Source organism: Marinobacter sp. 2_MG-2023 (genome assembly GCF_030546935.1).
Taxonomy (GTDB): domain Bacteria; phylum Pseudomonadota; class Gammaproteobacteria; order Pseudomonadales; family Oleiphilaceae; genus Marinobacter.
Map to the genome: position 1 here is coordinate 223284 of NZ_JAUOPH010000004.1, position 24636 is coordinate 247919.

The window sequence follows — 24636 nt, forward strand, 5'->3', positions numbered from 1 at the left end:
GGCCAATTGCTACACCCTGATCAATGATGTTCCGGCGGTGTCCATACCGGAACATCCTCGGGCTTTGGTTCGTCCCAGTCCCGATGCATGGCGCTGCTCAACGCTTCTTCCAGCTTCATGAACAACTCACCATATCGAGGACTAAACTTAATACCTCCCTCGATTTCCTTCCAGGCCTCAAACAACTGGTCTTTATGGGCCTGCTCGTTATCGACAAACGCCCAGGTCATTTGCCGCGCCCGCATAGGATGCACGCCTAACGCGGTCAGGGTGTAGCCGCCAAGCTCCAGCGCAGAGTGGTAGGTTTCACTGACCACATCGTCTGCACCCGCTTCCCTCAACTGATAGCCATGCCCGCGGTCAAAAGCCCGAGCCAAAATCCATACGCCCGGGAAGAACTTCTTCGAGTGCTCTACTATCTGAACAGCACGTTCGCTGTCGTTAATGGCAACCACCAGCAAACGCGCCTGCCCAATGCCCGCAGTTTCCAGCAATTCGGGCCGGCTCGCATCACCAAAGAAGCTCTTGATGTTAATCTTGCGAAGATTCTCAATCTGCTCGAATTCATGGTCGAGAGCCACGACAGGAATGTCGTTGGCCCGGAGCAGCCGACAGATTACCTGGCCAAAGCGCCCCACACCCACGACAATCACTGGCGCTTGCTCATCTATCGTGTCCGACTCACGTTCGTCATTTTTCGAACGCCGGTAGAGCGGCAAAACAAGCTTGTCGTAAGCAATGAACAACATGGGTGTGAGGAACATCGACAACGCAACAACCAACGAAAGAATCTTGGCGACATCTGGCGGAATAACGGCGTTTTGTACGCCATAGGTAAGCAACACGAATCCAAATTCGCCTGCCTGTGCCAGCCCCAGAGTAAACAACCAGCCGTTGCTGCCACGGCTCCTGAATATCAGCGCAAGGATGAGCAGGATAAGAGCTTTTATCACTATCACCGTTACCACCAAACCAGCAACGGCGTCCCACTCGGCTACCAGTACCCCGAAATCAATGCCCGCACCCACGGTGATAAAGAATAACCCCAGCAACAGGCCTTTGAAGGGTTCAATACTCGCTTTCAGTTCATGGCGGAACTCACTGTTACCCAATACCACACCGGCCAGAAAGGCTCCAAGAGCCGGCGAGAGGTTCACAATACTCATCAGTGCCGCAATGCCGATAACCAGCATTAACGCTGTCGCAGTGAAAATCTCACGTAACCTGGATTGCACAACATAGCGGAACAAAGGGCGGCTCAAATAATAACCACCAACGATAACGGCAGCGACCGCACCCACAACTACCAGTGCGTGGCCCCAGCCGGGAAGACCGTCGACCAGGCTCAATCCTGTTTCAGGACTGGCAACAGAGCCGGAGTTCGATTTCAGGCCAGGTAACGCCAGCAGCGGAATCAGAGCCAACATGGGAATAACCGCAATATCCTGAAACAACAAGACGGAGAACGCGTTGCGCCCCCCTTCTGTTTTCGACAGGCCTTTCTCTTCCAGGGTCTGCAACACAATAGCGGTAGAGGAAAGCGCAAAAATCAGGCCTACCGTCAGTGCCGTCTGCCACTGAAGCCCAAGCCCCCAGGCCACAGCCATCCCGGCCGTAGAGGTCAAGGTTACCTGTAAGCCACCAAGCCCCAGAAGGTGAACCTTCCTGGCCCAAAGCCTCTTCGGGTCGATTTCCATGCCGATCAGAAACAGCATCATAACGACACCGAATTCTGCAAAATGCTGAATAGTGCTGGTTTCCTGCCCCACCAGCCCCATAACAGGCCCGATCGCCACGCCGGCAACCAAATAGCCCAACACAGAGCCCAGGCCATAACGCTTTGCTAAAGGCACTGCAACTACGGCAGCAAGTAGATAAATGAAAGCTTGAATAAAATAAGTGGTCATAAGGGTCAGAGATCAATAAATCTGGGGGTGAGCATCAGAACAACACCGACAGCTACCACAGCAATTGTGTCAGTTACCAAAAATGGATAAAGAATCAGGGCAATACCGCAATATCGTGCGATCAGACTCGACTGTTTTCGACCGTAGACAAAGTAACCGATGCCAATGGAGCCGAAAATCAACCCCAAAAACAGATGAGCGGTTTCCATGGTACTTAAGCTCCAGGCCAGGATCTCGATTGTTTAAAAACATGCTAGTGTGTGAATCACGGTTCCCAATAGGCTCGCCGGGGCATCTCTGCCGGCCAGAACTCAATCAGGACAACGCCATGATGTATTTTGCCCACGAGATAGGCCGCGCAGCACTGAAGCCGGTACGCATGATAGCCAGTGTTCAGAGCAAGCTGCTCCAACATCGACTCAGCCCACTCTCCCGTATCCCGGGTGCACGCAGCGTAGCTTCAGCTTACAGCGTATTCGGAGATCTGACCCGCCGCTACCCGAAGCCAGCCTTTAATTTACCCACAACCATCTGTGATGGCGAGCAAGTCAACATTCGCGAGGCCATTGTCAAACGCAAACCCTTCGCGCAGCTTAAGCATTTCCAGCGCGATGTGGCGCGCCCGGATGACCCGAAACTACTGATTATTGCACCGCTATCAGGCCATTTTGCTTCGCTTCTTCGCGGCACAGTGGAAGCTATGCTACCGGATCATGACGTATACATTACCGATTGGCGCAATGCCTGTATGGTTCCACTTTCAAAGGGCGATTTTGGTCTCGACGAGTACATTGATTACATCATTGATTTCATCGACCACCTGGGGCCCGATACGCACGTGCTGGCCGTTTGCCAGCCAGTAGTGGCCGCACTGGCAGCAACCGCCGTCATGGCAGAGGATGGCCACCCCTCGGCGCCTCGCTCACTAACGTTAATGAGCGGGCCTATTGACGCACGCATCGACCCGACAGAACCATGCAAACTGGCGACCAAACACAAACTGGCGTGGTTCAAACGTAACCTCGTCCACCCGGTGCCCGCGCCCTACCCTGGTGCCATGCGCAAAGTTTACCCGGGATTCCTGCAACTGACCGGGTTTGTGAACATGAACCTCGACCGCCATGTTGATGCCTATCGGGGGCTATTCAGATCCATTCGGGACGACGAAGCCGAGAAAGTCAGCCGCCACCGTGAATTTTATGACGAGTACCTGGCCGTGATGGACCTGCCGGCCACTTACTACCTCGATACGATACAGCGTGTCTTTCAGGAATTTCAGCTGGCACGCGGCTGCTTCAAGTACCGCGGCCGCCTGGTAAACCCAGCCGCCATTCGCGACACCGCCCTGATGACGATTGAAGGCGAAAAAGACGACATTTCCAGCCCTGGGCAGACCCGTGCCGCCCAGGATCTATGTATCAACATCCCGGACTCCCGCCGGCTGCATCATTTGCAGCAAGGTGTGGGCCATTACGGCGTGTTCAATGGCAGCCAGTGGCGCAAGGCGATTTCACCCAGATTACGGGAATTTATCCGCGCCGCCTGATCGTTTGTTTCGCCGATTCCTTGTGGCGTCGTGGGGCCTCTGCTAGCTTAATTAATGAGTAGTCTTTGCATATAGCTTTTGGTTTAAACGCAAAATACTCAACGATCAACAATAATTATTAGCTACGCAGTACCGAAATCAAAACAATACCAAGGAGAGTCTCATGAAAGATCTCACAGGCAAGGTGGCCATTGTCACCGGCGGCTCTCGTGGCATCGGCCGGCATATCGCACTTCAGCTCGCGCAACGCGGCGCAGACGTCGCAATCAACTATCGCTCACGGCAATCCGATGCAGACGAAACCCTCAAGGAAATTGAGGCGGAAGGCGTCCGGGCACTGGCCATCAAGGCGGACCTTTCGAAGATGCCGGAGGCGCGCGGCATGATCAAAAAGGTTCACGAAAAGTGGGGGCGTATCGACATCCTGGTGAACAACGCGGGCATCACCAAGGATAAATCCATGAAAAAACTTACCGATGACGACTGGAATGACGTTCTCGATACCAACTTGGGGAGCGTTTACGCGACCTGCTCCGAAGTGCTGAATATTATGCTGGAGCAAAAGTACGGGCGCATCATCAACATCACCTCGTTCGTCGGCCAGGCCGGTAACTTCGGCCAGGCTAACTACGCTGCCAGCAAAGGCGGCATTATCGCCTTCACCAAAACCATGGCGCTTGAAGTGGCAAAGCATAACATTACCGTCAACGCCATTGCCCCGGGCTTTACCGAGACCGAAATGCTTGCCCAGGTCCCTGAGAACATCCGCGAACAAATCATATCGAGAGTACCTATGGGGCGCTTTGGCCAACCGGAGGAGATCGCCAGAGCGGTCGTATTCCTGGCCGCGGAAGGAGACTACATTACCGGCCAGCAGATCAACGTTAACGGCGGTGTGTACATGTAAAACCCCGTCGCGGCAGATGCAAAGAGCCCTTGCGTCCACCGCCGTTTTTAACAGATCCGCGGCCCTGGTGGTCGCGGGTTGGAGACTGTGCCAATGTCTGAGAAACCTGTTAAAACCACACCCAACCCCGAACTTGAACCCAACGTTGTGCCCCGCTCCCTGATGCGCGTCAGCATACATGGCAGCAACCTCCTGAAACGCTCTATTATGAGCCGTTTACAACGCAGAAGCCCTAATCCGGTCAGCATCAAAAGCATGGCCAAACCCTTTGTTTCACTCACAGGAAAGCTCCTGACCCAGCCTGACACACTGGTCCTCGCGCAGGTGCGCCTACTCAGAGACACCACCAAATTCTGTTCGGGCCTGGTCTCCAGTGGCATACGCAATAAGCGATTGGACGTGATCGAGCCGGAAAGGGGCGATGGGCGCTTCCGCGATCCAGGCTGGAACGACACGATGGCATTCAACGCCATCAAACAGGCGTACTTGCTCACTAATCGCTGGATCATGGACACCATCAATGATGTGCGCGGAATGGACAAGCACACCAGGCGCAAAGTGCGTTTTTTCACAAGCCAGATGACAGACGCTCTCGCACCGAGCAATTTCGTTCTGAGCAACCCGGAAGTGCTGCGTACAACCGTGCAGACGCGCGGCACGAATCTGCTGCGCGGGATAGCCAACTTGCTGCGTGATCTGGATGAAGGCTCGGGCCCTATGCCCTTTAGAATGTCTGACCCGGATGCCTTCACAGTTGGGGAGAACCTGGCCAACACGCCGGGAGATGTTGTTTTCCAGAATGAGCTGATGCAGCTGATTCAATACAAGCCAACGACTGACACCGTTCACCGTCGGCCATTGCTGGTCATCCCCCCCTGGATCAACAAGTACTACATTCTCGATCTGGGTGAGAAAAAATCGTTCATCCGCTACTGGGTGGAACATGGGCACACGGTGTTCGTAATCTCATGGGTTAATCCAGGGCCGGAACTGGCACACAAGAGCTTTGAAGATTACATGCTGGACGGGCCCATCGCTGCCATGGACGCGATTGAGCAAGCCACCGGAGAACGCGAGCTCAATACCGTCGGCTACTGCATTGGCGGCACCCTGCTTGGCTGCACACTGGCCTGGCTCGCAGCCCGCAAGGACAACAGAATCAAAAGCGCAACCTTTCTCAACAGCATGTTGGATTTCTCGGATGTTGGCGATCTGGAGGTGTTCATTGATGAGGACGCCGTTAGCAAGCTCGAGAAGGCCATGGACAAACAGGGCTATCTTGAGGGCGCCTCCATGGCAACCGCCTTCAACATGCTGAGGGCCAATGGCCTGATATGGTCATTTTTCGTCAACAATTACCTGCTGGGTCGCGACACCGCCCCCTTTGACCTGCTCTACTGGAACGCAGATGCCACTCGCATGCCTGCGGCCATGCATAGCTTTTATCTACGCAATATGTACATGCATAACCGGTTGCGTGAGCCCGGGGGTATTGAACTGGCGGGCACACCGATTGATCTGGGAAAGGTCAAGATTCCGACTTACTTCGCCTCGGCCATCGAAGACCATATTGCGCCCTGGGTCTCCTGTTACAAGGGGTCCCGTTACCTGGGCGGACCTGTGCGATTTGTACTCGGAGGCTCAGGGCACATCGCTGGCATCATCAACCCGCCGGACCGGAAAAAATACGGCTATCGTCTCAACGATGACAGCAACCTGGAGCCGGATGCCTGGCTAAGTGGCGCAGAGCAGTTTGAAGGCTCCTGGTGGCCAGATTGGATCGCTTGGGCGGCAAAGTTTGACGGTGGCAAGGTGAAAGCCCGCCAGGCCGGGGAAGGAAACCTCACGGTAATCGAACCAGCACCCGGGGCTTATGTGCAGAATTAAAACGTAACGCTGTCACCTGGCAGGCGGCCCCGGGCAAACTCATCACTGTTTATCCGGGCGCTGCGCAAACAGTGAGACCAGGGCCAGACACGCCGAGCCCACCATCAGCAACACCGAAACCGCATTCAATACCGGAGTAGAGCCTTCGCGCAGCCGGTCAAACATGGCAATGGTCAAAGGTGCGTCTGAGCCCACCAGCATCAGGGTGGTGTTGAAGTTCTCAAAGGACATCAGAAATGCCACCACACCGGCACCGAACAGGGCCGGCTTCAAAAATGGCAGTGTCACAGTTGCAATAGCCGTCAGGCGGCTCGCGCCGAGATTCATAGCAGCCTCTTCCTGGGTAACGTCGAACTTGCGCAGGCGTGCAGAAATAACAAGGGTGGCGATGGTGGTAATGAAAGCAAACTGACCAAGGGTGACTAACACCAGGCCCGGCCGCAAAGCTTCGAAATCGTAGTCAAACTGCACTTCAAACCAGTTTGCCACTGTACTGCTGAATACCAGGATAGAGACACCAAGTATGACCCCCGGTACTACCAGCGGCATCAACATGAGTACATAAAGAAAGTTCTTGCCCGGGAACTGCTCCCGCTCGAACAAAAAGGCATTGCAGGTCGCCAGTGCGAGGCTTGCCAGCGTAGTCACTATAGCTACCTGAACACTAACGCCGATACTCTCGAGCAAAGCGTCATCATGGAACAACCCGAGCCTTGGCTCCTTGCTGCCCAGGTACCAGTCCCAGGTAAAGCCGTTCCACGGCAACGAAGGAAATAAGGAATCGTTGAACGAGAAGGCCGCCACCACCAGTAGAGGCGTAATCAGAAAAATAAAAAACAGTACGACGTAACACAGGTAGGACGCCCGATAAAAACGGCTACTGGAAATAGAGGGGATCATGACATCACCCGTGTAAAAGACTGCTTGGTGATTTTGAGTCCCAGCCAGACAATCAGCGACGACAAGACCAGCAGCAAAATACCGAAGGCCGCACCCTGCTCCCAGTTAAAACGAGTGATGAACTGGGTGTAGATTTGCTCGGTAAACCACAAGCTGTCTTTGCCTCCCAGAAGTGTCGGGGTCAGGTAATTCCCCAGCGTCAGCATAAACACCACGATGCAGCCACTCATGATGCCAGGCATGGCATGGGGAATTACGATGCTCTTCATCACATGCCAGCTACTGCCACCAAGATCATAACCGGCTTCGATCAGGCTCTTATCCAGACTGTCGAGCGTTGTGACAAGAGGCACTACCATGAACAGCATGGAGGTGTATATCAGCCCCACCATAATGGCGACATCGTTGTAGAGCATTTCAACAGGCTGGTCGACCAGCCCCAACCACTGCAGCGCCCCGCTAACCAACCCGGTCTCTCGGAGCAGAATCATCCAGCCGTAAGTACGCACCAACTCGCTGACCCAGAACGGAATCAGGCACAGAATAAACAGCGCCATTTTCGGCTTGCCACTGAGAACTTTCGCAATATAAAACGAGACAGGAAAGGCAATAATTAACGTAAGTGCCGTGGCCACAATGGACATTACTGCGGTGCGAACAAAGGTATTCCAGTATAGCGGCTCAGTAAAAAATTCGGTGTAATTGCTGAAGCTGAACTCATACTGCCGGGATGCGACGCGTTCCCGCAGAGACACCAGCACCATATCGATATGTGGCAGAATAATCAGCAAACTGAGCCAGAGCACAATAGGCGCAAGTAACAGCCAAAAGCCAAGGCGATACTGCGTACGCTTTAAACTGCCAGGCTCTGCGCTCATCACACAGCCTCTGGCCGGGTTACCGGTGCGACCGGAAAGCAAAGGCACTGGTTGGCTTGCCAACTCACATACACAGAGCGGCCCGGCTCAAGGGCATGAAAGTCCGCGGTTTGGGGAAGCGCCACAGTAAGCACGGCACCTTCAGCCGTTTCCACTTGTAGCTGGCTGCGAGCGCCATCAAACAGCGTGCGCAGAACAGTTACCTGCAGGCAGTTATCCTGCTCAGCCTCCGGTTGACCCAGACTGATTTGCATCACTTCCGGCCGGATGAACACTGTGATGCGTGAGCCGGGCGGCGTCTCCTCGCTGCTTTGACTCAGCAACCGCACGCCGTGCTCGGTAACAACAGTGATGGTTTTACCCGACTGACCTTGCACCTTGCCTACATATTGATTGCTATCGCCGATAAAACTCGCCACAAAGGGTGTCTTTGGGTGATAGTAGAGTTCCTGTGGCGTGCCCACCTGCTCAAACCGCCCCTTATTCATCACTGCCACCTGGTCAGACATCACCAGTGCTTCTGATTGATCGTGGGTGATGTACACAAACGTGGTATTGAACTCACGCTGCAGGCGTTTGAGCTCAATTTTCATTTGTTCTCGCAGTTTCAGGTCCAGCGCACCCAAAGGCTCATCCAGTAATAACACTGCAGGGTTCAACACCAGACAGCGGGCGATCGCTACGCGCTGTTTCTGTCCGCCAGAGAGTTGATCAATCCGCTTTTTTCCATAATCGGGCAACTGAACCTTGGCCAGCACCGCGTCGATAAGGGTGGCGTGTTCACGCTTTGGAACACCTTTGCGCTTCAGTCCGTAGGCAATATTCTCTGCAACCGACATAGTGGGAAACAACGCCAGGTGCTGAAACACCATATTTACCGGGCGCTTGTTCGGGGGCGTATTCAGTACGGACTGGCCTTTAATAAGTATGTCGCCGGAATCGGGCTGCTGGAACCCGGCCAGCATACGCAACAGTGTTGTTTTACCGCAGCCGGAGGGCCCAAGGATGGAAAAAAAGGCCCCGCGAGGGATGCTGAATGACACTTCATCAACCGCGGCGAATTCACCAAAATGTTTGCTCAGCAGGGTGCAGGCAAGATCCTCCTGCACCCCAGCACCTGCATCCAAAGCGAATGCTTGATCCGACATAGACAACAACCTTAGTTAGCGGCTTTCACCCTATCAAGCACCTTGCCCTCCATCTCTTCCAGACCGGCTGGAACGGGCGGGTACCAGTTGATGTTGTCAAGATCTGCTTGCGGAAAGCTCTCTTTGAACTGAGCCTTCAGAGTGTCATTAACGAAATCATCACTGCCTTTGGAAGCCGTAAAGTTACCGGCAGACTCAGTAATACGTGCGGCGACGTCTGGCTGCATAACAAAGTTGATCCACTGGTATGCGGCATCTTCTGCTTTCGTTTTACGGGGAAGAACAAAGGTGTCGATCCAGCCCAAAGCGCCAGATTCAGGCGCCACAAAGGTAATATCCGGACTCTCCGCGTTAAGCTTCCAGCCACCGGCATCCCACGCCATTGCCGCAGACACCTCGCCGGAGCGCATCAGATTCAACAAGGCATCGCCACCTGACCAATAGGCTTTAACGTTACTTTTACAATCGATCAGTTTTTCTTCGACCTTATCCAGAATGGCCTGATATTTTTCCATATCGCCATAAGCTGCGAACGGGTCTTCACCCATAGCAAAAGCGAAACCAATCAATGTGGGACGTTTAAGGCGATACGATACAGAGCCGCTCAATGAATCATCACAAAGGTCGGTGTAGTCCTTTACTGTGGCTGCAGTCTTGCGGTTTACAATCAGCCCGCTGGTGCCCCAAACGTGAGGAACTCCGTATACCTCGCCGTCAAATTCAGTATTCTTTTTGGTCGCTTCCAGCATGGAGGGAATGATCTTTGCCGTCTCGATTTTGCTCAAATCCATCGGCTTATATATATCGAAATCGGCCTGGGCGCTCACGATCCGATCCTGGCTGGGCTGAGCGAGATCGAAGCCGGCACCGCGGGTAGCGCGCAATTTCGAGATCATATCTTCGTTATTGGAGAGGGTGACTTTGACTTCAATGCCGGTCTCTTTCTCAAACTGCTCAACTACATCCTGTGGTGCGTAGCCGCCCCAGGTCAGTAGCCGAAGTGTTTCAGCCTGAGCTGAAACCGAAAAGGCCGCAGTAGCGGCAGCAAACATTGTCACGTACTTGAATTGACGGAAAGATCTCATGATGGGGCCTGTCCTTGTGAGCAACGAGAAGCAATCTCGGGGGATTCATGACCTTAAATGTAGCGTGTTACAGATTTTTGACAAGCTACCAGCTAAACCACTACGAAGGTTCCCCGCCCTCGTTCTTTCGCAAGGTACAGCGCCTGATCAGCGGCTTGAATCATGCCTTCCAGAGACCCGAAATCCTCAGGCTGCCCATGACATACTCCGATTGAACAACTAAGAAGCTTTTCGCCCGGGCTCTCTTCGTTCGGCATTGCCGCATTCTTCCATTCAGCCAGAATCCGTGCCGCCTGCTGTTCGAGTTCAAGCTCCCCCTGGTTCTGGTTTGCAGTCACGACAATAAACTCTTCGCCACCATAACGGCCGATAATATCTGTTCCGCGTTTGAATACTTTTTTCAGGATATCGGCTTGATAGCGGATAGCACGATCACCTTCCTGATGACCATAACAGTCATTGAATTGCTTGAAGTGATCCAGATCGATCATGAACACCGCCAACGACTGGCCTGAACGCCGTTGCCAGGCGAACAAACGCTCCGATTCACTCATAAACGCCCTGCGATTCAGCAACTCTGTAAGTCCATCCGTGGTGCTTAGAGTAACTAACCGCTCATTCACTTTGTTAATTTCACCAACCAACTGATCAACCCTGTACCTGCCAATAGCACCAATAAACAGCGAGCCAACCACAAATCCAGCGCTCATGGCGGTGCGGTCGCCGTAAACAGGCTCCAGAAACATCAGCCAGACAAATCCAAACGAGCTCAAAAACATCAGCCATAACGCAAAACGGAACTTCATACCGAATACAAAGAAGCCGAAGAACGCGTACAACAATGTTCCCTCATAGGGAAAGCTGAACGCGACCCGCTCCCAGAGAGTATGAATCAGGTAGTAGTTGGCATAGGTGAGGCCAAGAATAGTCAGTAAAAAAGCTGACTGGGAAAATCGAAAGAAATGCCGATAAAAACTCAAAGCAAACAGAGCCAGCAGAATTGGAAGCTGAACAAAAACCCGGTTATTAAAATAAACACCCGCCACTTCTTCGGGTACGAGTTTAAGGTCGCCAATCATAAACAAAACGATCAACACGCCGCCCATCAAGATAGACAACCTGAGCATAAGTAGGTCGCGAGGGGACGTGTAATTGAGATCAACCGAAGCTTGCGGCATAAAAATGGTTCTCTTGGCCAACTATTAGCTCGGGGGTTAACTACCTTGTAATCCTGAACAGGGTAACTAAAAAGGCAAACTTGCGATACGCTCTACACTTAACCTAAAGGGCAAATGCGGCCGAGTAGCGATCCACAACCTGCCCTTGGAACCCATTCAAGATGCAAAAGGTGTAGCAATGGCGGATGCCAGTCCCAGGCAGAAGCTCCAGGAACTCAGAGGCAAGTACGTTGCCGGACTGCCCGACCGTTTGGCAGAGCTCAACGACTCCTGGAGTCACCTTCAGCATGTCAGCTGGAATCAAAAATCACTCACCTTCATGAGCCAATGCGCGCATAAGTTGAGCGGCAGCGGGGCCACCTTCGAATTTCCGGACATTACCAATACGGCGCGAGTGCTCGAAGAGCAGCTACAAACGGTCCTGACCAAACCTGACGCGGCACCAGCAGAACGCCAGGAAATAGATAGTGCACTCAAAGCACTTGAGCGCGCCATTGTGCGAGCTACTAACACCGATCTAAGGCATGAGCCGGACGGCTCGGAACTGCACGACACCCGGAAGAATAACAACCCGCACCGCATCGCCGTCATCGAAGATGATGCAAATCAAGCCGACCATCTCAAGAACTGGCTGGAGCTACGAGGCTATTACGCAGAAACTTTTGAGGACCCTGACACCTACAACCAACGGGCAGACAAACGCTTTCATGACCTGATTCTGCTGGATATCAGTTTTCCCCAAGGCGCTATGGAAGGTATTGCCTGGTTGGAGCGCCTGAAAACCCAGATGGGGACCAATGCTCCCGTGATCATGATGTCCGCGAGGAGCGATATGGTCGCCCGCATGCGGGCACTCCGGGCGGGCGCAGATATCTATCTGACCAAACCACTCAATATGGGCGTACTTGAGAAGCGCATCCACCAGTTACTTGAAAGCAACGCAACAAGCAGGCCAAAGGTGCTTTGGGTAGACGACGACGTTGAACTTCTCGCCCACTATGAAACCATGCTGGCCGCAGAAGGCTACGAGGTAGAAGGGCTGAGCCAGCCCGTTCGCGTTCTGGAGCGCATCGCCCAGTTCCAGCCGGATGCCATTGTACTGGACCATGACATGCCCGGCTGCCGGGGCATCGAACTGGCGAAGGTGCTCAGGCAGGATGCCAACTACATGACCATCCCTATCCTTTTTGTATCAGCCTCGTCAGAAGCCCTGGAACAGGTCGAACAACACAGCATTGCCGGCAACGAGTTTTTCCAGAAACCGCTGAATAACGAACAGTTCCTCACCTCCCTGCAGCGCCACTTGATGAACGCCCAGCTTATTGCGGCCCGCATCAACCTGATCAGCCAGCGCAAAGAACCCGAGGGACTGCAGAACCTGGACTACTTCCTGACTGAGCTAGGAGGTCTCCTCGCCACTATCGGTGGCAACCCGGAAGGTGAGTCGCATTATCTGGTTCAGGCCAGCATTGACCACCAGGAATATTTGCGAGCCCAGCATGGTGCTCGTGCCATGGCAAGCCTTGGCGCCCGAATGGAAAAACACTTCGCCAAACAGCTCAGGCCCGGGGATTCCGGTTGCGCCCTGGGGGGCGGTAGCTTTCTATTCCAATTGCATGAGTCCACCGCCAGTGACGACGGCGTATCAATCCTTCAGCGCTTCCAGCGAAACTTGAATACGCCCGCCTGGACCCTGACAGACGAACACACTCCTGTAACTCTCAGTCTGGGCGCACTGATGCTTAACGACGCTCTGGATGAAGACAAGGCTCTGATCGAAGTGGAACATGCTTGCAGCGAAGCCATGCTGAGTGGTGGCAATCGCATTCAGTGGCAACAGGCGCCGGAACGCTCTTCTGAACCCAAATTCAACGCCCGTATCAGGGAGTTGATCGCGGCTCAGCGATTTAACCTCTACTACCAACCGATCGTTAATATGGAAACCGGCGACACTTTGTTTGAGGCGTTGATACGACTGGTAGACGATGACAATGCCGTGTATTTGCCGAGCCAGTTCCTGCAGCAGCTGCCTGAGGGCATCCGGGGGCCATTCCATGAGCTGGACCGCTGGGTAATCCAGCACGCGGTAGAGGCCCTTTCCCACCTTAAAGGCAAAGATGCCGCCAGCCATTCGGTGAGCATAAAGCTTTCTTCCTCCATGGCTGTTGTAGAGAACCTTCTCCCTCTGCTGAGTTCAGCAATCAGGAACGCACGCCTCAAGGGCAAACGCAGAATCTATCTGGCATTATCCAGCCAGAATGTAATGAAAGATGTACCCGGCGCGATAAAGATAGCGCGACTGGTTCAGAACATGGACTGCGGGCTGATCATTGAACATATAGATACCTCAGCCGCCTCTGTCGACCTGATCAAAGAACTGAATTCGGTGGATGTTGTGAAACTGGCCCCCGCACTCGGCGCAGTTGCTCAACAAACCCCAGCTCTGGAACAGCTGTTGGATCAACTGAAAGCCACACTCAACTTCAACCGGAAGATAGTGGTCACCGGTGTCGAAGACGCCAAAGCGCTTTCCTGGTTCTGGGAGCGCGGCATTCGTAACTTCCAGGGGTACTTTATCCAGGAACCGAAAGGGGCCATGAGTTACGAGCTATAGCCTTTAGCCGGCAAGATTCATTATTCCAGGAGCAACGATGACAAATGGAAGTGCGCGCGCGCCAGGGGGACTGGCTCGCATAAAACAACTGACGATACGGCTCATATACTCCCGTCATGCTTTCTGGGGCCTGGGCCTCGCATCTTTTCTTGAATCCATCCTCATACCAATTCCGCTGGAGGCGCTGCTCATTCCCTTGATGCAGGCCCGGCGCAGCCAGATATTCATTCTCAGCACCATCGCTCTGCTCGGTTGTCTGGTGGGAGCCAGTGTTGGCTACTTTGTCGGCTACTTCGTGTTTGATGCGATTGGTCAGCAGCTCGTGGAAATGGTCTCCACACCCGAACAATTCGAAAGTGTGCGCGGGCGCATGGAGGAAGACGGCTTCTGGTTTATCCTGAGCGTGGGCGTTATCCCGGTTCCCTTTCAGATCGCCATGTTGGCTGCAGGTGCCACCAGCTATTCGTTCTTCCTGTTCATGCTCGCATCAGCCTTATCCCGGGCGCTGAGGTACTATGGCCTGGGGTTACTGGTTCTGATTGCAGGCAATCGGGCCCAGGCTATTTTCGAACGTCACAAAGTGTCTGCAGCTATAGTGATTACAGTAATGGTTCTGGTGATCTGGGGCGGATCTTTACTGGGCGGTTGATCGTCCAGTGCAACTGAACCTCTTTGTACGAAAGCGGAAGAATTCTGCGCGAGCGGGAGAAACACCATGAACAACCCTGCATATGAGCACAAAATGAAATGGTTTGCCCGCTTGGGGTACGGGGCTCGCGGGTTGATTTACACCATCGTCGGCGGGCTTTCTTTGCTGTCGGCGATCGGTGCGGGTGGCGACACAGTGGACAGCCGGGGCGCCATCCAGAAGGTGCTGCAACAACCGCTGGGCAACACAATGTTAGTCATCCTTGTGGCAGGTCTCTTGGGCTATGTCGGATGGCGTTTGATACAAGCAATTAAGGACACAGATAAGCACGGTACCTCCATAAAAGGACTCGCTGTCCGTGGGGGACTTTTTATCAGTGCCGCGACGCACGCAGTATTAGCGTATTACGCCACCACACTCCTGTTTGCCAGCGGCTCCTCAGGCGGAGGATCGGAGGCAGGGAAAAGCTTTATCGCCTCAACGCCAGGCCAGATATTCCTGATGCTGGCGGGCCTGGCAGTCATCGGTGCCGGGGCGGCCCATATCATCAAAGGCTTTAAAGCCAGGTTTGAAAAATATATGGAGATCCCCGCCAAACAAACGAGCTGGGTTCGACCTTTGTGCCAATTCGGTCTTATAGCTCGCGGAGCCGTCTGGTTACTGATCGGCTGGTTTATGATCCGGTCCGCCCTTTGGGCTCAGAGCGGAGACATTGCCGGCATGGGCGAAGCGCTCGATACGCTAGCGACCAGCCCCTATGGCACCTGGCTCCTCGGAATCGCGGCTGCAGGTCTGTTTGCTTTTGGGCTCTACAGTTTTCTGGAAGCCGCCTATAGAAGGATTAACGCTTAGTCCGGACTTCAAAAACAAGAACCTCTGCCACTGTCACCTAACCATAACAATCCATGGTTAGTATCAGGTCGATGATCATTTCATGACCAAGGATACGAACATGAAGAAGTTGGTGACACTAACGTGCGCAGCGCTGATGACCCCGATGCTGGCGCAAGCCGCATTCAAGCTCGACTCCAGATACACCGACCAGGATGGCGACCTGATTGCAGACATTCCGGCCAAATCCGAACAAGTCGATCCCTCTACGCTTATATTTGCCTACACGCCGGTAGAAGATCCTTCCGTGTATTCCGAAGCCTGGTCTGACTTTCTCGATCACCTGGCCAGGGAGACGGGCAAAAAAGTTCAGTTTTTCCCGGTGCAGTCCAACGCAGCTCAAATTGAGGCCATGCGTGCCGGCCGCCTCCATATTGCAGGTTTCAATACAGGCTCCAACCCGATAGCGGTAGCCTGTGGCGGCTTTCGGCCATTCACGATCATGGCATCGGCTGACGGCTCGTTCGGCTACGAGATGGAAATCATTACCCATCCTGACTCAGGCATTATCGACGTTGAGGAGCTGAGAGGCCGCGAACTGGCCTTCACCTCTGAAACCTCGAATTCAGGCTTCAAGGCACCGTCTGCCATCCTGAAAGCAGATTACGACCTGGTACCAAACAGGGACTTCACCCCGGCGTTTTCTGGTAAACACGACAATTCCATCCTTGGCGTTGCCAACAAAGACTACGACGCTGCCGCCGTAGCCAATTCCGTCATGTCGAGAATGCTGGAGCGGGACGTAGTCAGCGAGGACCAGATTGTATCGCTATACAAATCCCAGACTTTCCCGACTACTGGCTATGGCATTGCTCACAACCTGACGCCCGAGCTACAGGAAAAAATCCAGCAGGCATTCTTCTCATTCGAGTGGGAAGGCACCTCTCTGGAAGAAGAGTTCTCCAAATCAGGCGAAGCACAGTTCATCCCGATTACCTTCCAGGAACACTGGGAAGTCATTCGTAAAATCGATGATGCCAACGGTGTTGTTTATAACTGTCGGTAAAGACTCATAAGCAATCCTTTGTCAGCGAGCTGACCATCTCGTGAGATGTGGTCGGCGCCGCTGATTTTTATTATCAGCCATGGCAACACATTGTGCTTGAACTCAAAGCCTTATCGAAAATCTACAAAACCGGCGACCGGGCACTGACAGACATCAGCTTCTCCGTACCTGCTGGCCAGGTCGTGGGGCTGATCGGCCCTTCCGGTGCTGGCAAATCGACCTTGATCCGTTGCGTCAATCGTCTGGTTGAGCCTACCTCTGGCAGCATTCAACTCGGCCCAACAGAACTGACCAGGCTCAATGGCCGGGCCTTGCGCCAGGCTCGCCGGCGTATTGGAATGATCTTCCAGGAATATGCGCTGGTTGAACGCCTCACGGTAATGGAGAACGTGCTGTCGGGCCGTTTGGGTTATGTCACCGCCTGGCGCTCGTTCCTGCGCAGATACCCCCAGGCTGACATTGACCAGGCCTTCGGCTTGCTGGACCGGGTGGGCCTGGGTGAGCACTGCAATAAGCGGGCAGATGAACTGTCTGGCGGTCAGCGCCAGCGTGTGGGGATTGCCCGGGCACTGGAACAGAACCCCGAATTGTTGCTGGCCGACGAGCCAACCGCATCACTGGACCCGAAAACCTCCCGTCAGATCATGCGATTGATTCAGAGTGTTTGCCGGGAAATGAACCTGCCCGCCATCATCAACATACACGATGTTGTGCTGGCGCAGAATTTTGCAGACCGGATCATTGGTTTACAAGCCGGCCAGGTGGTTTTTGACGGCCCTCCATCCGCGTTAACCCACGATGTCTTGACCCGAATTTACGGTGCAGAGGACTGGGACCAGGTGCAACAGAACGCTGAGACCCAGGACGACGATGTTCTCAGCGAGGCCCAAGCCCTGGAGCAATCATGAGCCGTGAAGTCACCTCTTTGCGGGCCTGGAAACGGCCTCCGATATTGCTGAAGGACCCTCGTTGGCGCTGGACTATTCTCTTGGGCAGCGCAATCTACCTGGTTTTGGCGATCAGCTCTGTGGACGTGGACTGGTCTCGGGTTTACGAGGGGCTTGAGCGTGGCTGGCGATTCATCCAGGGATTTCTGACGCCGGATTTCAGCTCCCGCTGGAGGGACATTCAGATCGGGTTGATAGAGAGTCTGACCATGACACTCACCTCTACCGTGGCCGGCGTTCTGATCTCGGTACCCATAGGAATAGGTGCAGCCAGAAACCTGGCCCCTACGCCTGTGTATATGATCTGCAGAGGCATCATTACAGTATCGCGCTCGTTCCAGGAAATCATCATTGCGATCCTGTTGGTCGCCATGTTCGGGTTCGGTCCCTTTGCCGGCTTCCTTACATTGACATTTGCTTCCATCGGCTTCCTTTCCAAGCTGCTTGCAGAAGAAATAGAAGACTGCGACAGCGCACAGATCGAAGCCATTCGTGCAACCGGGGCAGGATGGTGGCAAGTGGTCAACTATGCAGTTCAACCCCAGGTCATGCCCCGACTTATCGGCCTTTCCCTGTACCGGTTGGACATCAACTTCAGGGAATCGTCCGTCATCGGTATCGTCGGTGCCGGCGGTGTCGGGGCCACGCTGAATACAGCCATTGATCGCTACGAGTACGATTCGGCCGGCGCCATTCTGATCATCATCATCGCAATTGTATTAGTGGTGGAATACTCCTCATCCTACATCCGGCGGTGGGTCCAATGATGCCGGTAACACCTACTCAAACCTGGCAGTTCCGATCACCGAAACAGCATCTGTTGAGGTGGGTCGGCTGGTTCTGGCTCATTGCACTCACCGTGTTCTGCTGGAACCTGATGACTGAAAACACCATATGGGCATTTGTAGCGGATGCACCGCGACAGGCGTCGGATATCGGTGGCAGAATGCTGCCCCCACGCTGGGGCTACCTGAACCAGCTCTGGAAGCCACTCTGGGACACCCTGAATATCGCCACTCTTGGTACCTTGATTGGTGTGATCATCGCCATACCTGTGGCATTTCTGGCTGCGGGTAACACAACTCCGAGTCGACATTTCGTGCGCCCGCTGGCACTACTGATCATCGTAACTTCGCGCTCGATCAACTCCCTGATCTGGGCCCTACTGCTGGTCGCTATTATAGGCCCCGGCCTGCTTGCTGGCATTATTGCTATCGGGTTGCGCTCTGTCGGGTTTATCGCCAAGCTGCTGTACGAAGCTATTGAAGAGATCGATGAAAGTCAGGTGGAAGCCATACGGGCCACAGGTGCCTCGAACGTCCAAGTGATCGATTATGCGATTATCCCGCAGATCCTTCCGGCATTCTGCGGGATTTCAGTCTTCCGCTGGGACATTAACATCCGTGAGTCGACGATTCTCGGGCTGGTAGGCGCCGGTGGTCTCGGGCTGCAACTGCAGTCCTCTTTGAGCACGCTGGCGTGGAACCAGGTAACCGTGATATTTCTTGTCATTCTGGCAACGGTCATCGTTTCCGAGTGGGTGTCAGCCAGAGTTCGACAAGCGGTGCTTTGATGTCAGCTTTAACACCACCATTGCAAACGCCTTCGACACGCTGGGCATTTGAAGCCTATCAGCGCGTTCGCCCGCGGCTTCCAATATCAGCTTCGACAAATGTTACACCGGAGTTTGTACCATCACTTGGCGCCATTGCCGACCAGTTCGATGGTTTTATATTCGATGCGTTCGGTGTACTCAATGCCGGCAATACTGCCTTGCCCACGGCCGTCGCGCGCTTCCATGAGTTGCAGGCAATGGGCAAGCATTGCCTGATACTCTCCAATGCCGCCACCGCTCCTCAACAGCAACTGGTGAAGAAGTACCGCCACCTCGGTTTTCCCATTACACAGGAACAGTTAATTTCCAGCCGTATGCTGGTCAGCGACGCATTGGCGCGCGAAAAAGAACAAACCTGGGCCGTTATGGCACCTGCATCGGCACATGCCGACCAACTGCCCTGCCATAGCTTTGTTATCGCCAACCAGACTGTAAAAGCTAACCGTGAGAAGCTGGATAACGCCGACGCGGTATTGATGTTAAGCGCTCAGGGCTGGACCGAAGAGCTGCAACAAAGCCTTACCGAGAGCCTGCATCGCAGGTCACGACCGGTCTGGGTGGCAAATCCTGACCTGGTAGCCCCCCGAGAGAACGGTCTGTCTCTCGAACCCGGGCACTATGCGCACCGACTGATCGACGCCACTGGCCGGGATACTGTATTTTTCGGCAAACCTTTCCGCAACGCTTTCGATGCAGCCAAAAACCGCCTGTCCCACATACCGGCGTCCAGATTGCTGATGGTAGGGGATACCCTGCACACGGACATCCTTGGTGGCCGCAGCTCTGGTATCAGCACAATGCTGGTAACAGCCCATGGTGCGCTCAAAGGTCTCGATGTGACTTCCTGCATAGAGCTGTCGGGCATAGTTCCGGATTTTATTGCTCCGGAAATATGAAGCTGCAGGCCAGCGGATAAAGACCATTCAGGGGCATCACCCCTGGCTAACAACAACTCAGGCTTTTCGTAACGACGGTCGAGCACCTTTAACCTGCCACCGCCAAAGCCATTCCAGGGGCCCGTAATTAAACAATTTCAACCAGACAGCACTGAAGACCACCTGCACCAGGAAGAGCGCCAGTGAAAATAGCATCAATGCGGCAAGGGACATAGTGGCGAACCGACCACCACCGAACCCATAGAACAGACTGATGCACACCGCAGACTGCAGAACATAGTTGGTCATGGCCATGCGCCCCACAGGCGCAAACATTGCACGAACGCCTCGGGTAAGCAGGCCGTTTCCACGCCACCACCACAGCAGCACAGCCCCATAGCCCATGGCGAGAAGTGGCGGGCTGGCGACATTTCCCATAATCGTTATAAGCCGCCCGGCAGCAGTTTCAGCCTGAGGGCTCACTTCACCAATCGCCAGAGCCACCCCTGCCCCGAGGCCGAAAATGGCCACGATTGCCAATAACTTGATGTGCCCGGTATTACTCTCAGCCAGGTTCAGCCTAGCGGCCGCCGCCCCCAGCAGAAACATGGCAAGCACACGCAGTGGCCTCAAGCCTTCAAGCCGGTCCATCAGCACGCTGACACTCAGGTAAGCATTGGCTTCAACAACCTCAGGATAACTGCCGCCACTAAGAGCGGGAACATTATCCTGCAGCAGTCGCAAAGCCAGTTCGCCACGGCCGGCCGGCAACCCCAGTTGAGGCCCGAACCACAGGGTAACCCCCACAACCAGCAAAAGCCCCAGGGCCCAGATGGCTAGCGCCCCTGCCCTAACACTCAGAAAAGCACCCAGACACAACCCCATCACCGCATAGAGCATGAGAATGTCCCAGGGCGATAGAAGCAGCGAGTGCGCTATGCCAATCACCAGTAACCCGAACATGCGCTTTATATGGTAGCGAAGGGGCCCATGCTCAATCTTCTGCGCCAACATCATAAAGCTGTAGCCAAAAAGCAGGGAGAACAGGCTGAAAAACTTGGTACGCACAAGAACATCCAGCCAGGTGCCGATGGTCCCGTCCCACTCAGACCAGGTCAGTGCTTGCCTTGTTTCAGTGGCAACAAAGCCCCACCCCGAGAACACCTGGATGTTGATCAGAAGAATGCCGAGGATCGCAAAGCCCCTCAAAGCATCCAGACTATCAATGCGACCGCTTTTATTAGCCAACTACTGCCCCCTTCCGCGTGTTGTTCCGGTTCTGACACTAGTGTTTTCCTGCCTCAACATCCATAGAAAGTAAAATATGGTAATCAACGCCTGATTGACAGCGAGGAAAGCTGAGGCTCAGCATGGGCGGACTTTTTTGGCAGCAATAGCGGGACAGGAGAATCGATGCACCTGGAAAAACCTCGGACGTCTTTAAGTGCAGCTCTGCTTTTTCTTTGCACTTTAAGTTTCCCGGTTCTTGCTCTGGGCGGTGACTGGACGGCCTCACTGGCGCGGGATATAGAGCAAATTGACCAATCATTCTCTGGGGATTTAGGTGTCTATATCAGGCACATGGGCAGCCATCAATCTGTCTCCCACAACGTAGAGCAGGACTGGTATCTCGCCTCGACAACCAAAATCCCACTTGCGATCGCGCTGATGCAGCGTGCTGAAAGCGATGGGCTGGACCTGGAACAAAAGCTCACACTGCGCGACTCAGACTACGTGGACGGCAGTGGTGATCTTATGTGGGTGGAGCCCGGAGCTCGCTATAGCCTGGAGGAGCTCAACAAAAGATCAATTGAAGACAGTGACAGCACAGCCACCGACATGCTGATCCGCTTCCTCGGTGAAGAGTCGTTTAATGAACAGGTAAAAAGGATGGTTCCAGAGGGCCTTGGCCCCATCACGACCATTCTGCAGGTGCGCTACGATGCCTACAGTGAAGTCCACCCCAAGGTATCGGTGCTTACCAATCGTGATTTCATTGATCTGAAAACCGTAAGCACGTACGACGCCCGATTCGACATGCTCATTGAGAAGCTCGCCGTCTCGGCTGACGACATTGGAGCCAGCAGTGTCCGGGAAGCGTTTGAGCGCTATTACGAGCGCGGGTTGAACTCGGGAAACCTGGTGACATTTGGTCGATTACTGGAACAGTTGGTGGATGGCGAACTACTGAATGAAGCCCACACTGAGCGTCTACTTGGTTACCTCTCAGAGATCACCACGGGCGACAACCGGATTGCGGGCGGGCTTTCATCAGAGATACGCTTCGCCCATAAAACCGGCACCCAGGTGGCCCGTTCCTGCGACATCGGCGTACTGAATCCACAAACGCCTGACGACGCAGTGATCGTGGCCGCCTGTGCCAAAAATTACGGTGCTCTCAAAGAAGCCGAAAAAGCCTATCAGGCTGTAGGCCACGCTCTGCAAAAAGCGGGTTTTTAGTTTCGGCACAGAAGGCTGGCTTCCGCCAGCCTTCTCTCATTCAGGACAGGTGGTGCACGCTTTCCATGCCATAAACCGGTGTATCCAGGCCCTCTTTTCGAGCTTTCAGCTGAAGGGCCAGATACAGGGAATAGTGGCGTGACTGGTGCAAGTTACCACCGTGGAACCAGAGCGCCTCCTGTTGAGTGGGCTTCCACATGTTCCGCAACTCCCCTTCCCAGGGGCCCGGATCTTTAGTGGTGTCGGACCCCATGCCCCAACATTTACCAACCTTGTCAGCGACCTCCTGAGAGATAATTCGAGCCGCCCAACCATTCATCGAGCCGAAGCCGGTGGCATAGACGATCAGATCTGCTGGCAGCTCCGTGCCATCCGTCAGCGTCACAGAGCGAGGGTTAATACGCTCAATACTGACGCCACTCTTGAGCTTGATTTCCCCTTGAGCGACCAGCTCTGATGCCCCCACATCAATGTAATAGCCAGAACCACGGCGCAGGTATTTCATGAACAGCCCAGAACCGTCATCACCGAAGTCAAGCAGGAAACCAGCACGCTCTAGGCGGTTGTAGAAGTCTGCATCCTGCTCCGCGACCTGCTCGTAAACCGGAATGTGCATGTCCGGCATCACCTTGAAGGGCACCGACGCAAACGTGAGGTCGGCTTTTTCTGTGGTCATGCCATTTTGTATTGCCTCTTCAGAATACAAAGGGCCCAGCACCAGATCCATCAGGGTGTCGGATTTGATGATGTGGGTCGAGGAACGCTGGATCATGGTGACATCGGCGTCGTTCTCCCAAAGTGCGGCGCAGATGTCGTGAGAAGAATTGTTGCCGCCCAGCACCACACATTTCTTGCCTTTGTAAGCCTCTCCACCAGGGTGTTTACTGGAATGATGCTGTTCGCCTTCAAAGCTATCCATGCCCGGAATCTGAGGAATATTGGGAATGCCAGACATGCCCGTCGCAAGAACGAGTTGCTGGGGGCGAAGGGTGACTTTCTCACCGTCCCGAACCACATCCACAACCCATTCCTTACTGGCTTCATCGAAACGGGCACCGGTGCATTCTGTCGAGCTCCAGTAATTCAGCTCCATGATTTTTGTGTACATTTCCAGCCAGTCACCGACCTTATCTTTTGGTGCAAACACCGGCCAGTGATCGGGGAACGGCAGGTATGGCATGTGGTCATACCAGACCGGGTCGTGCAGGCATAGCGACTTGTAGCGGTTACGCCAGGAGTCACCCGCCTTGGGGTTGCGTTCGATAACAATGGTTGGCACATCCAATTGTCTGAGACGGGCCGCCAGGCCAATACCACCCTGTCCACCACCGATAATCACGCAATAGGGTTGGCGGCTGTAGCCCAGCTCTCGTTCTTCATCCTGTTTTGCCTCAAGCCAGGTTTTCCGGGATTTTGTCGCGCCATGCTGAGCACCCTTTGGCCGCAGGAGCTTTTTCTTCTCCGGGAACTCTTTCAGTTCCTGCATGGTCGTCAGCAGGGTCCATGCAGCGCCATCGCGCAGTCGAATATGGCCTTTTCCCAAGGCATCTTTTGTTTCGAAGGTGATCCAGGCTTCGGTGACACCATCCTGCTCAGTGGCGTCTTCTGCCACTTTCCACTTACCCGGGCGGGCGCGCTCTGAGGTCTGCTCCAGCATGTCACGAATGCTGTCCTGCCCTTCCATCGTCTTTATGTTCCAGGTCATGGCTACAAGATCACGCCAGAAGCCGCCTTTTTCAAAAAGCTGGGCCGCCCGACCTGGGTCATCCGATTGCAGAACTTCACTGAATCCGTCGAGCCATTGCTGAACTCGCTGGGTGGGGGTGATCTGTGTTCCAGTCATCATGATTCTCCAGATTTGCATTGTTTTTGTTTGCTGGGGGCCATAGGCGCCCAGTGCAGGAATGAATCTTCCATTTGCTACAGAGCAGGTGGCGTGCCACCTCTGCCCAGAAGCGCAACCAAAAATTTAACGCAATGAAATAGCTGGAATTTCAGATCTCATCTCGCGGAGTCATGTTGCGGTTAACAGGCTTTGACGCGGTTTTTTACTTTACGGCTGTAATGCCCTGGTCTCTCGCCGCGTTACAGGTGTAACGGTAAATCAGGCACTAAAGAAGGGTGTTGGTAACGGCCTACCCGG

The 24636-nt window shown here is 54.1% G+C and carries 21 protein-coding genes; 12 read left to right on the forward strand and 9 right to left on the reverse strand.

Annotated elements, in window-relative coordinates:
• Positions 1–20 precede the first annotated feature (20 nt).
• Together Q4501_RS11585 and Q4501_RS11590 are read right to left on the reverse strand one after the other, a co-directional pair.
• Positions 21–1907 carry a monovalent cation:proton antiporter-2 (CPA2) family protein gene (locus Q4501_RS11585; RefSeq protein WP_303596395.1) on the reverse strand — a complete coding sequence of 629 codons (1887 nt, stop codon included), beginning with the start codon at positions 1905–1907 and terminating at the stop codon, positions 21–23.
• Between the two features lie 5 nt (positions 1908–1912).
• Positions 1913–2116 carry a hypothetical protein gene (locus Q4501_RS11590; RefSeq protein ID WP_303596396.1) on the reverse strand — a complete coding sequence of 68 codons (204 nt, stop codon included), beginning with the start codon at positions 2114–2116 and terminating at the stop codon, positions 1913–1915.
• Between the two features lie 119 nt (positions 2117–2235).
• On the opposite strand from Q4501_RS11590, the gene Q4501_RS11595 reads away from it, so the two are divergent.
• The 3 genes from Q4501_RS11595 to Q4501_RS11605 all read left to right on the forward strand — a co-directional run bounded on the left by Q4501_RS11595 (position 2236) and on the right by Q4501_RS11605 (position 6247).
• Complete coding sequence (locus Q4501_RS11595; RefSeq protein ID WP_303596397.1) at positions 2236–3453, forward strand: polyhydroxyalkanoate depolymerase; 1218 nt, start codon at positions 2236–2238, stop codon at positions 3451–3453.
• A 163-nt stretch (positions 3454–3616) separates the two neighbouring features.
• On the forward strand, positions 3617–4360 hold the full coding sequence (fabG, locus tag Q4501_RS11600; protein WP_303596398.1) for a 3-oxoacyl-[acyl-carrier-protein] reductase: 744 nt from the start codon (positions 3617–3619) through the stop codon (positions 4358–4360).
• A 93-nt stretch (positions 4361–4453) separates the two neighbouring features.
• The gene (locus Q4501_RS11605) at positions 4454–6247 is read left to right on the forward strand and encodes an alpha/beta hydrolase (protein WP_303596399.1); all 1794 of its coding nucleotides are present in this window, start codon (positions 4454–4456) and stop codon (positions 6245–6247) included.
• A 42-nt stretch (positions 6248–6289) separates the two neighbouring features.
• Here the strand turns inward: Q4501_RS11605 and Q4501_RS11610 are convergent, their stop codons facing one another.
• The 5 genes from Q4501_RS11610 to Q4501_RS11630 all read right to left on the reverse strand — a co-directional run bounded on the left by Q4501_RS11610 (position 6290) and on the right by Q4501_RS11630 (position 11436).
• Positions 6290–7147 carry an ABC transporter permease gene (locus Q4501_RS11610; protein ID WP_303596400.1) on the reverse strand — a complete coding sequence of 286 codons (858 nt, stop codon included), beginning with the start codon at positions 7145–7147 and terminating at the stop codon, positions 6290–6292.
• The gene (locus tag Q4501_RS11615; protein ID WP_303596401.1) at positions 7144–8025 is read right to left on the reverse strand and encodes an ABC transporter permease; all 882 of its coding nucleotides are present in this window, start codon (positions 8023–8025) and stop codon (positions 7144–7146) included. Before Q4501_RS11615 ends, Q4501_RS11610 begins: the two co-directional genes overlap by 4 nt.
• Positions 8025–9173, reverse strand: coding sequence for an ABC transporter ATP-binding protein (locus Q4501_RS11620; protein WP_303596402.1), 1149 nt, complete (start codon positions 9171–9173; stop codon positions 8025–8027). Before Q4501_RS11620 ends, Q4501_RS11615 begins: the two co-directional genes overlap by 1 nt.
• A gap of 11 nt (positions 9174–9184) precedes the next feature.
• Positions 9185–10258 (reverse strand): extracellular solute-binding protein, encoded by a 1074-nt coding sequence (locus Q4501_RS11625; RefSeq protein WP_303596403.1) that lies wholly within the window; start codon positions 10256–10258, stop codon positions 9185–9187.
• A 92-nt stretch (positions 10259–10350) separates the two neighbouring features.
• Positions 10351–11436 carry a GGDEF domain-containing protein gene (locus Q4501_RS11630; protein ID WP_303596404.1) on the reverse strand — a complete coding sequence of 362 codons (1086 nt, stop codon included), beginning with the start codon at positions 11434–11436 and terminating at the stop codon, positions 10351–10353.
• Positions 11437–11614: 178 nt separating this feature from the next.
• Here Q4501_RS11630 and Q4501_RS11635 point away from each other — a divergent pair, with 178 nt between their 5' ends.
• The 8 genes from Q4501_RS11635 to Q4501_RS11670 all read left to right on the forward strand — a co-directional run bounded on the left by Q4501_RS11635 (position 11615) and on the right by Q4501_RS11670 (position 20054).
• Positions 11615–14050, forward strand: a complete 2436-nt coding sequence (locus Q4501_RS11635) for a response regulator (protein ID WP_303596405.1) — start codon at positions 11615–11617, stop codon at positions 14048–14050.
• A gap of 37 nt (positions 14051–14087) precedes the next feature.
• Positions 14088–14699, forward strand: a complete 612-nt coding sequence (locus Q4501_RS11640; RefSeq protein ID WP_303596406.1) for a YqaA family protein — start codon at positions 14088–14090, stop codon at positions 14697–14699.
• 66 nt (positions 14700–14765) lie between these two features.
• On the forward strand, positions 14766–15551 hold the full coding sequence (locus tag Q4501_RS11645) for a DUF1206 domain-containing protein (protein WP_303596407.1): 786 nt from the start codon (positions 14766–14768) through the stop codon (positions 15549–15551).
• A 100-nt stretch (positions 15552–15651) separates the two neighbouring features.
• Positions 15652–16596 carry a phosphate/phosphite/phosphonate ABC transporter substrate-binding protein gene (gene phnD, locus Q4501_RS11650; protein ID WP_303596408.1) on the forward strand — a complete coding sequence of 315 codons (945 nt, stop codon included), beginning with the start codon at positions 15652–15654 and terminating at the stop codon, positions 16594–16596.
• Between the two features lie 92 nt (positions 16597–16688).
• Positions 16689–17504, forward strand: a complete 816-nt coding sequence (phnC, locus tag Q4501_RS11655; RefSeq protein WP_303596409.1) for a phosphonate ABC transporter ATP-binding protein — start codon at positions 16689–16691, stop codon at positions 17502–17504.
• A complete protein-coding gene (phnE, locus tag Q4501_RS11660; protein ID WP_303596410.1) occupies positions 17501–18310 on the forward strand; it encodes a phosphonate ABC transporter, permease protein PhnE in 810 nt (269 codons plus the stop codon). Before phnC ends, phnE (Q4501_RS11660) begins: the two co-directional genes overlap by 4 nt.
• The gene (phnE, locus tag Q4501_RS11665) at positions 18310–19116 is read left to right on the forward strand and encodes a phosphonate ABC transporter, permease protein PhnE (RefSeq protein ID WP_303596826.1); all 807 of its coding nucleotides are present in this window, start codon (positions 18310–18312) and stop codon (positions 19114–19116) included. The genes phnE (Q4501_RS11660) and phnE (Q4501_RS11665) overlap by 1 nt, the downstream gene beginning before the upstream one ends.
• Positions 19116–20054, forward strand: a complete 939-nt coding sequence (locus Q4501_RS11670) for a TIGR01459 family HAD-type hydrolase (RefSeq protein ID WP_303596411.1) — start codon at positions 19116–19118, stop codon at positions 20052–20054. Before phnE (Q4501_RS11665) ends, Q4501_RS11670 begins: the two co-directional genes overlap by 1 nt.
• Positions 20055–20111: 57 nt before the next feature.
• On the opposite strand, the gene Q4501_RS11675 is transcribed toward Q4501_RS11670, so the two are convergent.
• A complete protein-coding gene (locus Q4501_RS11675) occupies positions 20112–21281 on the reverse strand; it encodes a DUF418 domain-containing protein (protein WP_303596412.1) in 1170 nt (389 codons plus the stop codon).
• Between the two features lie 165 nt (positions 21282–21446).
• Between Q4501_RS11675 and Q4501_RS11680 the strand changes: the two genes are divergently transcribed.
• Entirely contained in the window at positions 21447–22493 is a 1047-nt protein-coding gene (locus tag Q4501_RS11680; protein WP_303596413.1) for a serine hydrolase, read from the forward strand.
• A gap of 40 nt (positions 22494–22533) precedes the next feature.
• Here Q4501_RS11680 and Q4501_RS11685 read toward each other — a convergent pair whose 3' ends face one another.
• On the reverse strand, positions 22534–24336 hold the full coding sequence (locus Q4501_RS11685; protein ID WP_303596827.1) for an NAD(P)/FAD-dependent oxidoreductase: 1803 nt from the start codon (positions 24334–24336) through the stop codon (positions 22534–22536).
• Positions 24337–24636 lie beyond the last annotated feature (300 nt).